This window comes from Rhodanobacter lindaniclasticus (assembly GCF_004799035.1).
Lineage (GTDB): Bacteria > Pseudomonadota > Gammaproteobacteria > Xanthomonadales > Rhodanobacteraceae > Rhodanobacter > Rhodanobacter lindaniclasticus.
In genome coordinates, this window is record NZ_MWIO01000026.1 from 1 (window position 1) to 13,359 (window position 13,359).

The 13,359-nt window shown below is 67.9% G+C and carries 11 protein-coding genes; 6 read left to right on the forward strand and 5 right to left on the reverse strand.

From position 1 onward, the window contains the following. A partial coding sequence (locus B1991_RS08645; protein ID WP_136258324.1) for a DMT family transporter occupies window positions 1-623 on the reverse strand: 623 nt, incomplete at its 3' end. A gap of 145 nt (window positions 624-768) precedes the next feature. Here B1991_RS08645 and B1991_RS08650 point away from each other — a divergent pair. The 4 genes from B1991_RS08650 (at window position 769) to B1991_RS08665 (ending at window position 5,461) form a co-directional block, all read left to right on the forward strand. Continuing rightward, a complete protein-coding gene (locus B1991_RS08650; RefSeq protein ID WP_136258325.1) occupies window positions 769-1,938 on the forward strand; it encodes an acyl-CoA dehydrogenase family protein in 1,170 nt (389 codons plus the stop codon). 167 nt (window positions 1,939-2,105) lie between these two features. Beyond that, window positions 2,106-2,648 carry a GNAT family N-acetyltransferase gene (locus tag B1991_RS08655; RefSeq protein WP_136258326.1) on the forward strand — a complete coding sequence of 181 codons (543 nt, stop codon included), beginning with the start codon at window positions 2,106-2,108 and terminating at the stop codon, window positions 2,646-2,648. Further along, window positions 2,645-3,151: a nucleotidyltransferase family protein gene (locus B1991_RS08660; RefSeq protein WP_136258327.1), complete on the forward strand. Its 507-nt coding sequence runs from the start codon at window positions 2,645-2,647 to the stop codon at window positions 3,149-3,151. The genes B1991_RS08655 and B1991_RS08660 overlap by 4 nt, the downstream gene beginning before the upstream one ends. A 39-nt stretch (window positions 3,152-3,190) precedes the next feature. Further along, the gene (locus tag B1991_RS08665; protein ID WP_136258328.1) at window positions 3,191-5,461 is read left to right on the forward strand and encodes a thiamine pyrophosphate-dependent enzyme; all 2,271 of its coding nucleotides are present in this window, start codon (window positions 3,191-3,193) and stop codon (window positions 5,459-5,461) included. Between the two features lie 9 nt (window positions 5,462-5,470). Here the strand turns inward: B1991_RS08665 and B1991_RS08670 are convergent, their stop codons facing one another. From B1991_RS08670 to B1991_RS08680, 3 genes are all read right to left on the reverse strand, one after another. Then, window positions 5,471-7,162 (reverse strand): GGDEF domain-containing protein, encoded by a 1,692-nt coding sequence (locus B1991_RS08670; RefSeq protein WP_342773769.1) that lies wholly within the window; start codon window positions 7,160-7,162, stop codon window positions 5,471-5,473. A gap of 411 nt (window positions 7,163-7,573) precedes the next feature. Next, window positions 7,574-11,062 (reverse strand): transcription-repair coupling factor, encoded by a 3,489-nt coding sequence (gene mfd, locus B1991_RS08675; RefSeq protein WP_136258477.1) that lies wholly within the window; start codon window positions 11,060-11,062, stop codon window positions 7,574-7,576. Window positions 11,063-11,120: 58 nt separating this feature from the next. Next, a complete protein-coding gene (locus B1991_RS08680) occupies window positions 11,121-11,723 on the reverse strand; it encodes a GNAT family N-acetyltransferase (RefSeq protein ID WP_136258329.1) in 603 nt (200 codons plus the stop codon). A 184-nt stretch (window positions 11,724-11,907) separates the two neighbouring features. On the opposite strand from B1991_RS08680, the gene B1991_RS08685 reads away from it, so the two are divergent. Both B1991_RS08685 and B1991_RS08690 read left to right on the forward strand, forming a co-directional pair. Next, on the forward strand, window positions 11,908-12,309 hold the full coding sequence (locus B1991_RS08685; protein ID WP_136258330.1) for an MmcQ/YjbR family DNA-binding protein: 402 nt from the start codon (window positions 11,908-11,910) through the stop codon (window positions 12,307-12,309). Next, entirely contained in the window at window positions 12,306-12,698 is a 393-nt protein-coding gene (locus tag B1991_RS08690; protein ID WP_136258331.1) for a VOC family protein, read from the forward strand. Before B1991_RS08685 ends, B1991_RS08690 begins: the two co-directional genes overlap by 4 nt. An 88-nt stretch (window positions 12,699-12,786) precedes the next feature. On the opposite strand, the gene B1991_RS08695 is transcribed toward B1991_RS08690, so the two are convergent. Continuing rightward, complete coding sequence (locus B1991_RS08695; RefSeq protein WP_136258332.1) at window positions 12,787-13,326, reverse strand: DUF2058 domain-containing protein; 540 nt, start codon at window positions 13,324-13,326, stop codon at window positions 12,787-12,789. Window positions 13,327-13,359: the final 33 nt, after the last annotated feature.

The following is a 13,359-nucleotide window of genomic DNA, read 5'->3' on the forward strand; positions in this document are numbered from 1 at the left end:
ATCAGCAAGCCCCACTGGGCGAGGTCGGGCCAGCGGAACTTGGCCAGCATCAGCAGGCCGGCCACCAGCACCGAGCCGACCATGCCGGCGCCGTACAGGGTGACGCGTTTCTCGTGCGGCCCGGCCATGCGCAGCGCGATCATCGAGACGGCGCCGGAGAGCCCGCACACGATCGCCGCCAGGTGGCCGATGCCGAGTACGCGAAAGCCGGGCCGCAACACCACCAGCACGCCGATGAAACCGGCCACCACCGCCGACCAGCGGCGCCAGCCCACAGCCTCTTTCAGCACCAGCACCGACAGGATGGTGACGAAGATCGGCAGCAGGAAGATCAGCGCGAACGCCTCGGCCATCGGCAGCGCGGTGAACGCCACCACCGCCGCGATGCTGCCCATCGCGCTGGCGAGCGCACGCACCAGCCACAGGCCCGGGCGCTGCGCCCGCACCACGTCGCGCCAGCGGTCGTCGCTTCCCTTGATGAAGGGCAGCGCCGTCAGCCCCAGCGCGGCGCCGAAGAAGACGGCCTCGTAGGCCGGCAGCGAGCCGCGCAGCGACTTCACGAACGCGTCGCTGGCGGCGAAGGCGGCAAAAGCCATGAAGCCGAGCAAGACACCTTTGAACATGGATTTTCGGGGGGCAGATGTGCGGCGGAGAGATGAGTCGGGACAGGCGCGGACCATACGCACCCGTCGGGGCCGCCCGGCCTGTGCGGGCGCATGGGTCGCGCTACAATACCGGCTTTTACGCGCCCCCCCCTCTGGAGCTTCCATGGCTGTCCGTCTGAATCCGCTCGATCTGTACGATGTCCGCGCGCTGCTCAGCGACGAGGAGCGCATGGTGCAGGATTCCGTGGGCCGCTTCGTCGACGAGCGGGTGCTGCCGATCATCGGCGACTGCTTCGACCAGGCCCGCTTCCCGAAGGAGCTGATCCCGGAGATCGCCGGCCTGGGCCTGCTCGGCGCGACGATCCCCGAGCAGTACGGCGGTGGCGGCATGAGCGGCGTCAGCTACGGCCTGATCTGCCAGGAGCTGGAGCGCGGCGACTCGGGCCTGCGCAGTTTCGCCTCGGTGCAGAGCTCGCTGTGCATGTACCCGATCTTCGCCTACGGCAGCGAGGAGCAGAAGCAGCAGTATCTGCCGCGGATGTCCGCCGGCGAGGTGATCGGCTGCTTCGGCCTGACCGAGCCGCACGGCGGTTCCGATCCGGCCAACATGAAGACCAACGCGAAGAAGGACGGCGGCGACTGGGTCATCAACGGCGCCAAGATGTGGATCACCAACGGCAACCTGGCGCACATCGCGATTGTCTGGGCGCAGACCGAGGACGGCATCCAGGGCTTCGTGGTGCCGACCGACACCGCCGGCTTCAAGGCGCAGGAAATCCACAAGAAGATGAGCCTGCGCGCCTCGGTCACCAGCGCGCTGTTCTTCGACAACGTGCGCGTGCCCGACAGCGCGCGCCTGCCCAACGTGAAGGGTCTCAAGGGCCCGCTCGGCTGCCTGACCCAGGCGCGCTACGGCATCACCTGGGGCCCGATCGGCGCGGCGCAGGCCTGCCTGAAGGAAGTGCTCGACTACACCGCCGAGCGCATGCTGTTCGGCAAGCCGCTCGCCTCCAACCAGGCGATCCAGCTGAAGATGGCCGACATGGCCCGGCGCATCACCACCGCGCAGCTGCTGTCGCTGCAGCTCGGTCGCCTGAAGGACGCCGGCAAGATGCAGCCGACCCAGGTGTCACTGGCCAAGTGGAACAACTGCCGCATGGCGATCGACATCGCGCGCCAGTGCCGCGACATCCTCGGCGGCGCCGGCATCACCACCGAGCACGCGGCCATTCGCCACGCGCTCAACCTCGAATCGGTGATCACCTACGAGGGCACCGAGACGGTGCACGAGCTGGTGGTGGGCCGCGAGCTGACCGGGATCAACGCGTTCTGAGGCAGGGGCGTCAGGCGCCTTTCCGGCTCGTCATTCCGGAGAAAGCCGGGAACCAGTGCCTTTCCCCATGCCTGGGACACTGGATGACCAGCTTCGCTGTTGTGAAGCTCCTCCGGCTTTCGCTGGAATGAGGGCGCCAGGCATCGCCGCTTAGGCCGGAGTGTTGTATGGGTTGGCAAGACATCCGCATTGAAACCGATCGCCTGATCCTCCGCCCGACCCGGCCTGAGGATTTCGAGGGATGGGCGACGCTGATGGCCGACGCGGAGAACGCACGCCATATCGGCGGCCCGCAGCCGCGGGCAGTGGCTTGGCGCGGTTTCCTGTCCATGGCCGGCGCGTGGGCCATCCAGGGCTTCGGCATGTTTTCGGTGATCGAGAAAAGCAGCGGCCGGTGGATCGGACGGCTCGGGCCGTGGTGTCCGGAAGGCTGGCCCGGCACCGAAGTGGGCTGGGGCCTGCTGCGCGATGCCTGGGGCAAGGGCTACGCCACGGAAGGTTCGGTGGCGGCGATCGACTGGGCCTTCGATCAATTGGGCTGGACCGAGGTGATCCACACCATTGCGCCGGACAATGCCGCATCGCAACGCGTCGCGCGCCGGCTCGGTTCAGGCCTGATCGGCCCCGGCCGCCTGCCGGAACCATTCCAGGATCTGCCGGTGGAGATCTGGGGGCAAAGTCGTGAAGCGTGGGAACGCCGTCGCGCATGAGCCATCTCTCGCCTGCGCTGTACGCGACCCTGGCCGACGTGGTGCCGGACCTGCACGTGCATTGCGTCGATCCGTGGTGCCTGATCGGCAGCGCCGCGGCACTGGTGCTCGGTGCCGAGGTCAGCGTGGCCGACGTGGACGTGCTGACCTCGCGCGCCGATGCAGACACCCTGATGCAGGTGTGGGCGCCGCAACGCGAGCCCGCATTCGCGCCGCCGGACGACGACCGCTTCCGCTCGCATTTCGCCCGCTTCCGCTTCCCCGGCGCGCCGGTCGAGGTGATGGGCGGGCTTGAACTCCGCCTCGACGATCGCTGGCAGCCCGTGGTACCTGGCAAGCTGGTGCTCGCCGGCGTGAACGGCCTGGCCGTGCCGGTACCCTGCATCGACGACCAGCTCCGCCTGCTCGAAAGCTTCGGTCGCGAGAAGGACCGGCGCCGCGCCGCCGCGTTGCGCGCGCTGCAGGTGCCGGTTTTCCCGTTGCCCGTTGTTTCATCCCGCTGAGCGGCCATGTTGCCGCCCACTACCACTGACGAATCCGCCATGACTGCCATTCCGTTTGCCATCAGTTCCCGCCACAAGGGCTTCAACCGCGCCGAAGTGGTCGACCAGAACTTCATCGAGTTCGTGCAGTTGTGGAAAGGGGACGTGCGCACCGCGCCGCGCGACGACGATGCCGTGCTGCCGGGCAGTGCGCTCGATGCGCGCGGTTTCCGCGAGTTGCTGGAATCGCAGCTGATCTCGCGCCACCTCGACCTGATGGCCCGCGTGCTGCGCGTGCAGAACAAGGTGTTCTACACCATCGGTTCATCCGGCCACGAGGGCAACGCGATGGTCGCGCGGCTGACCCGGCATACCGATCCGGCCTTCCTGCACTACCGCTCCGGCGGCTTCATGGCCGAGCGTTTCCGCAAGCTTCCGGGCATGGACCCGGTGATGGATTCGGCGCTGTCCTTCGCCGCCAGCAAGGACGACCCGGCTTCCGGCGGCCGCCACAAGGTATGGGGTTCCAAGCCGCTGTGGGTGCTGCCGCAGACCTCGACGATCGCCTCGCACCTGCCCAAGGCGCTGGGCACCGCGGTGGCGATCGAGCAGGCGCAGCGCATCGGCCACCAGCTGCCGATTCCCGACGACAGCATCGCGATCTGCTCGTTCGGCGACGCCTCCAGCAACCACGCCACCGCGCAGACCGCGTTCAACACCGCGGCGTGGACGGCGTACCAGAAGCTGCCCGCGCCGGTGCTGTTCGTGTGCGAGGACAACGGCATCGGCATCTCGGTGAAGACGCCGAGCGGCTGGGTGGCGAACAACTACCAGCATCGAGCCAACCTCGACTACTTCTTCGCGAACGGCCTGGACCTGGCCGAAGGCTATGCCCAGGTGCAGCGTGCGGTGGAGCATTGCCGCAGCACGCGCCGGCCGACCTTCCTGCACCTGAAGACCACCCGCGTGATGGGCCACGCCGGCACCGATTTCGAGATCGAGTGGCGCAGCATCGGGGAGCTCTTTGCGGTCGAATGCTCCGATCCGCTGCTGCGCTCGGCCGCTATCGCGCTGGCGTCGGGCCTGTATTCGAAGGATGACCTGCTGAATCTCTACGAGGCCACCCGCAAGCGCTGCTTCGCCGCCGCCGAGGATGCGGATTCGCGCCATCGGCTGACCTCGCTGGAGGACGTGATGGCCCCGCTGGCGCCGTACACGCCAGCGGCGGTGAACGCCGAGGCCACGCGTGCCGACTATGCGGCGCAGCGCCTGAAGGTGTTCGGCGGCGAGGCGAAGCTGCCCGAGAAGCTGCCGCCGCGGCATCTGGCCATCCAGATCGGCCAGGCCCTGCACGACCTGCTGGCGAAGTACCCCGAGGCATTGCTGTTCGGCGAAGACGTGGCGCAGAAGGGCGGCGTGTACACCGTCACCAAGGGCCTCAACAAGACCTTCAAGGGCAGCCGCGTGTTCAACACGCTGCTGGATGAAACCATGATCCTGGGCCTGGCCCAGGGCTACGCCAACATGGGCATGCTGCCGCTGCCGGAGATCCAGTACCTGGCGTATTTCCACAACGCCTGCGACCAGATCCGCGGCGAGGCGGCATCGCTGCAGTTCTTCTCCAACGGCCAGTACCGCAACCCGATGGTGATGCGCGTGGCCTCGCTGGGTTACCAGAAGGGCTTCGGCGGCCACTTCCACAACGACAACTCGATCACCGCGCTGCGCGACATCCCCGGCCTGGTGGTCGGCTGCCCCAGCCGCGGCGACGACGCGGCGATGATGCTGCGCACGCTGATGGCGCTGGCGAAGGTGGACGGCCGTGTGTGCGCCTTCCTCGAACCGATCGCGCTGTACATGACCAAGGATCTGTACGAGGCCGGCGACGGCCAGTGGCAGTTCGACTATCCGGCACCGGACCAGGCGATGACGCTGGGCGAGAGCCGCATCTACAACGAAAAGGCGAACGACCTGGTGGTGTTCACCTTCGGCAACGGCGTGCCGATGGCGTTGCGCGCCGCGCGCACGATCGAGGCGGAGCTGCAGTGGAAGGTGCGCGTGGTCGACCTGCGCTGGCTGGCACCGCTCAATGACGCCTTCATCGCCGCGCAGGCGAAAACCGCCAAGCGCATCCTGGTGCTGGACGAGGGCCGCAAGAGCGCGGGCGTGGGCGAGGGCGTGATCACCGCGATCGTCGAAGGCGGCTTCGGCGCGACGCCGTTGCATCGCGTGGTCGGTGCCGACACCTTCACCCCGCTGGCCGGTGCTGCGCTGCTGGTGCTGCCGGGCGAGGCCGACGTGGTGGCTGCGGCACACGCGCTCGCCGGCTAGCGTCGCGCCTCAAACTTCCTCGCGCCGCGTCTCCACCACGCGCAGACGCTTCTCGCCGCGCTCGCGCGCGGCGCGGCTGGTGAATTCGTCCAGGCACACCCGGTTGCGGCCGTGCAGCTTGGCCCGGTACATCGCCTGGTCGGCGCGTTCGATCAGCGACTCCAGGGTGTCGCCATGCTGGCGCATGGCCACGCCGATGCTGACGCTGAGCAGTTGCTCCTCGTCGCGCACCGGAATCTCCAGTCGATGCACGCGGCGGCAAAGGCGCGTGGCCACCTGCATCGCCTCCTGCGCGTCGATACCGTCGAGCATCGCCACGAACTCCTCGCCGCCGTGGCGTCCGAACAGGTCGCCCGGGCGCAGTTCCGCACTGAGCGTGGTGGCCACGGCTACCAGGGCGCGGTCGCCGGTGTTGTGCCCATGGCGGTCGTTGAGCTGCTTGAAGTGGTCCAGGTCGAGGAACAGCACGGCGAGCGAAGGCGCCTGGCTGCCGGCCAGCATCGCGCTGGCGCGTTCGGTCCAGGCGCGACGGTTGAGCAGGCGGGTAAGCGAGTCGTGATCGGCCAGCACCTGCACCACATCGCGATCCTGGCGCAGTTGCAGCGCGCGATCGGCCAGGCCCAGTGACAGCACCGCCGCCTCGAAGGCGCCGCCGGCCAGGCTGAGATCGTTGAGCCAGTCGGCATGGGGCAGGGCGCCGTTGACCTGGGCGCTGGTCAGCGCGGTCAGCAGCAGCAACGGCGTCCAGCCGGCGAGGAAGAACCAGGCCTGGCGCGAGCCGCGCAGCGCGGCGATCACGCCGGCCACCAGCAGCAGCAGCGCGCCGATCATCAGCAGTGGGTTGAGCAGGGCCTGTGCCATCGAGATCAGCAACGGGATGCCGCTGCAGCGCATCAGCACCAGCTGGATCATGCCCACCGCCATGGCCACCACCGGTACCTGCAGCAGGGGCGCGTGTCGGCGCAGATCGCAGAACCGCATCATGAACAGCGACGCGAATGCGACCGACAAGGCCACCGCCACCGCGCCGACCAGGGTGCTGGAGTCGACCAGCCATTGCCAGCGCAGCGGATGGAACACGAAGCCGGTCTGGATGCCCTGGATCAGCGCGTAGCAGACGACGTAGCCTGCATACCAGGCATAGGTGATGTCGCGCAGCATCAGCGAGAAGAACAACGCCATCATCACCATCGCCAGCATCACGGCGAAGCAGGTGCTGGCGAACACCAGCCACTGGGTATCGCGCTGCAGGTAGGTGTCCCACGGCAGGATGTGAAAACGGATCGGCGCGCTGACGGTCTGCGTCGGCTCCACGCGCAGCAGGATCGGCGTGGACGCCGGCAAGCCGGCCGGCACGCGCCACGCCAGCCGACCGTGGCCGTGGCCATGGGCACTGAAATCGTTCATCGCCAGTCGCCGTACCTGGTCGCCGTAGAACACGCTGATCGCACCCATCGGCGCCGGGTAGACGGTGAGCACGCGATCTTCGTTGTTCCACGGCGGCTGCGCCGCGATCACCACCCAGTTGCCCAGCTCGTTGCGCGGAAAGCGTTGCAGCATGGACGGGTCGAAACTCCTCAGGTGGCCGGCCCGATAGGCATCCATCACGCTCTGTGGCGTGTCGCCCGGGGCAACCTCCTGCCAGGCGCCGTTGAGCGGCATGCCGGCGGCATGGGCCACGCCGATCCAGAGCAACAGCAAGCCGAACGCAAGCGACCACCGGCCACGGCGTTGGATTGCTGGCAATGTGACCGGCTTCTCCACTCGGCTTTCCTGTTCTGCGCGGTTGCCGGTGGCGGCAGCGCGCGCAGGGCGTCTGCGACCCACGACTCGATTTGCAGGTGGGTCCTGGCCTGCGCGGGGATTCCCGGGGCCAATTCCCAACGCTGCAGGATACAATGCAAGTATGTCAAGCACGGATCATGCCGTGCCGCGATGAAGCGCTGACGCCGCGGGAGAGCGGCCGTTCGGGGTGGCGGGCGTGCGGCGACGTCACCATGGCCAAGGCTGCCGGCCCGGAGGGGGCCAAAGCGGACGCATTGGGTCACTCCGGGCCGTCGGATAGGCCATGGCGGGCCCTTCCCGCTCGCGAGGAAAGCAGGCGCCCGTGGTTCAGCGTGGGCGGCGCGCGCCCAGCAGCACCAGCACGTCCTGCGCGCTGCGGATGCGCTCGCTGGCACCGGGCAGGTCGAGGATCACCTTCAACTTGTCCTGACCGTCGAGCTTGTACACGCGCGGCTGGGTCTGGATCAGCTTGATGATGGCCAGTGGGTCGACCTCGGGCTTCTCGCGGAACACGATGCGCCCGCCGTTGGCGCCGAAGTCGAGCTTGCGGATGCCCAGCGGGGTAGCCATCAGTTTCAGGCTGGCCACCGCGAACAACTGCTTCGTCGGTTCGGGGAGCAGGCCGAAGCGGTCGATCATCTCCACCTGCAGGTCGCGCAGCTCGTCCTCGCTGCGTGCACTGGCGATGCGCTTGTACAGGGTCAGGCGCGTGTGCACGTCGGGCAGGTAATCGTCGGGGATCAGTGCGGGCAGGTGCAGTTCGACTTCAGTCTCGTGCTCGGAGCTGAGATCGAAATCCGGCACCTTGCCCGACTTCAGCGCGCGCACGGCACGGTCCAGCAGCTCGGTGTACAGGCCGAAGCCGATCTCCTGGATCTGGCCGGACTGCTCGTCGCCGAGCAGCTCGCCGGCGCCGCGGATCTCCAGGTCGTGGGTGGCCAGGGTGAAGCCGGCGCCGAGCTCCTCCAGCGAGGCCAGCGCCTCCAGCCGCTTCTGCGCGTCGGCGGTGATCGACTTGCGATCCGGCACCACCAGGTAGGCGTAAGCGCGGTGGTGCGAGCGACCCACGCGACCGCGCAACTGGTGCAACTGCGCCAGGCCGAAGTGGTCGGCGCGGTCGATGATGATGGTGTTGGCCGTCGGGATGTCGATGCCGGTTTCGATGATGGTCGTGCACACCAGCACGTTGAAGCGCTGGCGGTGGAAATCCGCCATCACGCTTTCCAGCTCGCGCTCGGGCATCTGGCCGTGGGCGACGCGGATGCGTGCGTCGGGCACCAGTTCTTCGAGTTCGCGCACGGTGCGTTCGATGCTCTGCACCTCGTTGTGCAGGAAGTACACCTGGCCGCCGCGCGACAGCTCGCGCTGCAGTGCCTCGCGGATCGTGGCCGGGTCCCACGCCGAGATGAAGGTGCGCACGGCCGAGCGGTGCGCCGGTGGGGTGGCGATCAGCGACAGGTCGCGCAGGCCGGCCATCGCCATGTTCAGCGTGCGCGGGATCGGCGTGGCGGTCATGGTCAGCAGGTCGACCTCGGCGCGCAGTTTCTTCAGCTGCTCCTTCTGGCGCACGCCGAAACGCTGCTCCTCGTCGACGATGACCAGGCCGAGATTCTTGAACTTGATGTCCGACTGCAGCAGCTTGTGCGTGCCCACGATCACGTCGATCTGGCCGTCGGCCAGGCGCTTCAGCGCCTCGTTCACTTCCTTGGCGGACTTGAAGCGCGACAGCACGTCCACGCGCACCGGCCAGTCGGCGAAACGGTCGGCGAAGTTGCGGTAGTGCTGCTGGGCGAGCAGGGTGGTCGGCACCAGCACGGCGACCTGCTTGCCGGCGGTGGCGGTGGCGAAGGCGGCGCGCAGCGCCACCTCGGTCTTGCCGAAGCCGACGTCACCGCAGATCACCCGGTCCATCGCGCGCGGCGCGGCGAGATCGCCCAGCACCGCCTCGATCGCGCTTTCCTGGTCGGGGGTTTCCTCGAACGGGAAGCTGGCGCCGAATTCCTCCACCAGCTGGCGATCGATCGGCAGCGACTCGCCGCCGCGCGCCTGGCGCTGTGCATAGATCGCCAGCAGCTCGGCGGCGACGTCGCGCACTTTCTCGGCGGCCTTCCTGCGCGCGCGTTCCCATGCGTCGCCGCCCAGCGAATGCAGCGGCGCCAGTTCCGGCGCGGTGCCGGAGTAGCGGCTGACCAGACCCAGCTGCGACACCGGCACGTAGAGCTTGTCGCCCTTGGCGTACTCGATGGTGAGGAACTCGCCGTCCATGCCGCCCACGTCCATCGAGACCAGGCCCTGGTAGCGGCCCACGCCGTGGTCCACGTGCACGATCGGCGCGCCGAGGGTGAGCTCGGTGAGGTCGCGGATGATGCTTTCCGGATCGCGCGCCGTGCCGCGGCGGCGCTTGCGGTCGCGTTCGCTGCGCACGCGTTCGCCGTACAGCTCGCGCTCGGTCAGCACGACCAGCGCCGGCCTGGTCAGCGCGAAACCCTGCTCCAGGGGGGCGATGGTGATGGCGAAGCGTGGCAGGTCCCGTTCGGCCACCGGGTCTTCGCCGTGGCCGCGGGGAGAGAAGGCTTGCCAGTCGTCCACGTTCTGCGGCTTCAACCCGGCCGTCGCCAGCGTCTCGATCAAGGCCTCGCGCCGCCCGGCCGAATCGGCGGCGATCAGTACCCGGCCGGGGTAGCTGGAAACGAAGTGGCTGAGCGCGGCACCCGGTTCCTCGCCCTTGCGGTTGAGCGGCAACTCCGGCGCCGGCTGCGTGCCGGTGTCGATGGCGTGCTCGTGGCCGGGCTCCACCACGTCCACGCGCAGGCGCTTGTTGAGTTGCTCGCGCAGCTTGTCCGGCGGCAGGTACAGCTCGGCCGGCGGCAGCACCGGGCGCTCGATGTCGTGGGCGCGCTGGTCGTAGCGTTCCAGCGTCTGCGCCCAGAACTGGTCGGCCGCCTCGCCCGCGCCTTCGCCGAGCACGAACAAGGCGTCGTCGGCGAGGTAGTCGAACAAGGTGGAGGTGGCAGGGAAGAACAACGGCAGGTAGTACTCGATGCCGCCGGGTGTCACGCCCTCCTTCATGTCCTGGTACAGCGGGCAACGGCGCACGTCGATCGGGAAGCGCTCGCGCAGGTTGTTGCGGAAGTCTTTGGCCGCTTCGTCGGTGAGCGGGAATTCGCGGGCGGGCAGCAGGTCGACGCGTTCCACCTGCTGCTGCGAGCGCTGGGTCTGCGGATCGAAGCTGCGGATCGAGTCCACTTCGTCGTCGAACAGCTCGATGCGGTAAGGCTCGACCGTGCCCATCGGGAAGATGTCGAGCAGGGCGCCACGCACCGCGAAATCGCCCGGTTCGGCCACCTGCGGCACGTGGCGGTAGCCAGAGGCTTCCAGTCGTCGCTGCTCGCTGGCCAGGTCGAGCTTCTGGCCCTTGGCCAGCACCAGGCCGGAGCCGGTGATGTGCGCGCGCGGCGCAATGCGTTGCATCAGCGTCGCCACCGGCACCACCAGCACGCCGCGCTTCACGTTGGGCAACTGGTACAGCGTGGCGATGCGCTGGGAGACGATCTCCGGATGCGGGCTGAACGCGTCGTAGGGCAGCGTCTCCCAGTCCGGGAACTGCAGCACCGGCAGGCCGTCGGCGAAGATCGTCAGTTCCGATTCAAGCGCCTGCGCGCGCTGGGTATCGCGCGCGACCACCACCAGCAGGCCCTCGTGCGTACGTGCCGCCTCGGCCAGCAGCAAGGCGCGGGCCGAGCCGTGGGGTGGCGTCCAGTAGCGGCGCTGTCGGGGAGTGGCGGGGAGGGGCGGATGCTTGATCGGGCTGGGCATAGCCGACAAGTGTAACGCGGCAGCCGGGCTGACCTTGGAGGGCGGGCGCTGCGCGTTTCTACAGTTTCAAGGTGATCAGCATGGTGCCGGGTTCGTCGGGGATCGCGCGCTGGGTGAAGCCGAGTTCCTTGCACAGCTGCAGCATCGGTCGGTTTTCCTGCAACACGTAACCCCACAGTTCGTACAAGCCGCGACGTCGGCAATCGTCGACCAGCCGCTGCATCAGCAGCGCACCCAGGCCGATGCGGCTCCAGGCATGCTCCACCAGCACCGAGAACTCGGCCGTGTCGGTGGTGTCGTCGACGTAAATGCGACCCACGCCGCGCATCTCGGCCGGGTGGAAGGACTCATCCATCAGCACGAAAGCGGTTTCGCGCGAGGGATCGATCCGGCACAACTGCTGCGCCATCGGCGCGGGCAACTCGGACATCGCATGCAGGAAGCGGCGGCGGATCTCCTCCGGCGACAAGCGGGTGAAACAGCGCTGCATGGCCGCTACGTCGTTTGGGTCGATCGCCCGCAACAGCAACTCGCGCCCATCCTGCGTGAGCACCTTCTCGCCACCTGACGCCGCTGCGGGTCGCCGGGCAAAACGCAGGGCGCTGCGAGGCGGCAGCGAGGCGTGTGAGGTGGGGGCAACAAAGTCGATCGCGGGAATCATGGGCGTTCCATACTTTTGCGTATTGTGTGCAATGCAGCATGATTATGCAACCAGAAACAGCAGGCACGCCATGACGCTGGTGTGAGGTTGGGTGTCACCTTCGGCCGTTCATGTTGCAGTACGGTATGCCTGACAGTGGCTCCGCAACACCTCACAATGGGCGTCGATTCCCATGAGGCAGCCCATGACCGACCAGTCATCCCGAGGCATTACCGCGGCCCGGTTGCAGCGGCTGTGCGAGCGCTGGCCCGGCGTCACCATCGACATCAAGTGGGGCGACAACCTGGTGTTCAGCGTGGGCGGCAGGATGTTCGCCATGACCCATGCCGATGGCCGCGACGGCGGCCGGCTGGCGTTCAAGGTGGCGGACGAGCGCTTCCTCGAACTCACCGACTTGCCCGGCATCATTCCCGCGCCCTATCTGGCGCGGGCGCGCTGGGTCTCGGTGGTTGAACCACGACGCTTCAGCACGGCTGAGCTGCAGGCGCTGGTGCTCGACGCCTATGCGCTGATCCGCGCCCGGCTGACGAAAAAGCTGCAGTCCGAACTGGGCCCGTTGCCGATGATCAAGGCAGGCAAGCGATGAAGCAGCATCTCGGCGCACTCGCGCTGCTGGTCGCCGACTACGACGAGGCGATCGCCTGGTACACCCGCGCGCTCGGTTTCGAACTGATCGAAGACATCGACATGGGTAGCGGCAAGCGCTGGGTGCTGCTGGCGCCGCCCGGTTCCAGCGAAACGCGCCTGCTGCTGGCGAAGGCCAAAGGCGACGAACAGGCCTCGCGCATCGGCAACCAGACCGGCGGTCGCGTGTTCCTGCTGCTGCACACCGACGATTTCCAGCGTGACTGGCAGCGCATGCGCGCCGCAGGTGTGCACTTCCGCGAAGAACCGAGGCACGAAGCTTACGGCACGGTGGCGGTGTTCGAGGACCTGTACGGCAACGGCTGGGATTTGCTGCAGGCGAAGCGCTGATCCCTTGCAGGAGCCCGCTCGCGGGCGATGCTTTTGATCTCGCGAATCCCGAATCCCGACCTTCAAAGCATCGCCCGCGAGCGGGCTCCTACCAGATCAGGTCGTCCGGCACCTCGAACCGTTTGTAGTACTCGTCGTCCGCGTCGCTGCCGCTGCCGGCTTCGGTGTGGCCGTGGTCGAGCACGATCAGCGCCGCGTCGCGTTCGCGGATCTTGTCGGCGGCCGCACGCGGCAACAGCTCATAAGCTTCACCGTGGCGCACGATCACCAGCGTGCCGGCGGCCAGCTGCGCGCGCAGCGGCGCGTTCACCAGCACGTCCTTGATCTTGTCGCCGTCGGTGAAGCGATAGGCGATCTCGCCCTCGCGCTTCACCTTGTGCGCCTCGACGATCTGGCGAACCTGCGCCCGCGTCTCGTTCGCGCGCGCCTGCGCGTTGCGCTCCGCCGCGATGGCCCGGTCGCGCTCAGCCTTCTCCGTCTGCAATCGCTGCGCCTCAAGTTGCTCCGCGCTCGGTGCCGCCGGCCCCTTGCCCTTGTGCTTCTTCGCCTGCTCGCGCACGACCTGCGCCGCCTTGGCCTTGTTCACCAGGCCGGCCTTGAGGAGTTGTTCTTGCAGGGGATTGCGCATGGGATCTGCCGGAAGCTTTGCGGGGTTGCGGGG

Bases quoted from the DNA above. Each gene is read 5' to 3' on its own strand.
- B1991_RS08650 (WP_136258325.1), top strand. From the start codon at position 769: ATGGCTGTCCGTCTGAATCCGCTCGATCTGTACGATGTCCGCGCGCTG.
- B1991_RS08655 (WP_136258326.1), top strand. From the start codon at position 2,106: ATGGGTTGGCAAGACATCCGCATTGAAACCGATCGCCTGATCCTCCGC.
- B1991_RS08660 (WP_136258327.1), top strand. From the start codon at position 2,645: ATGAGCCATCTCTCGCCTGCGCTGTACGCGACCCTGGCCGACGTGGTG.
- B1991_RS08665 (WP_136258328.1), top strand. From the start codon at position 3,191: ATGACTGCCATTCCGTTTGCCATCAGTTCCCGCCACAAGGGCTTCAAC.
- mfd (WP_136258477.1), bottom strand. From the start codon at position 11,062: ATGCCCAGCCCGATCAAGCATCCGCCCCTCCCCGCCACTCCCCGACAG.
- B1991_RS08680 (WP_136258329.1), bottom strand. From the start codon at position 11,723: ATGATTCCCGCGATCGACTTTGTTGCCCCCACCTCACACGCCTCGCTG.
- B1991_RS08685 (WP_136258330.1), top strand. From the start codon at position 11,908: ATGACCGACCAGTCATCCCGAGGCATTACCGCGGCCCGGTTGCAGCGG.
- B1991_RS08690 (WP_136258331.1), top strand. From the start codon at position 12,306: ATGAAGCAGCATCTCGGCGCACTCGCGCTGCTGGTCGCCGACTACGAC.
- B1991_RS08695 (WP_136258332.1), bottom strand. From the start codon at position 13,326: ATGCGCAATCCCCTGCAAGAACAACTCCTCAAGGCCGGCCTGGTGAAC.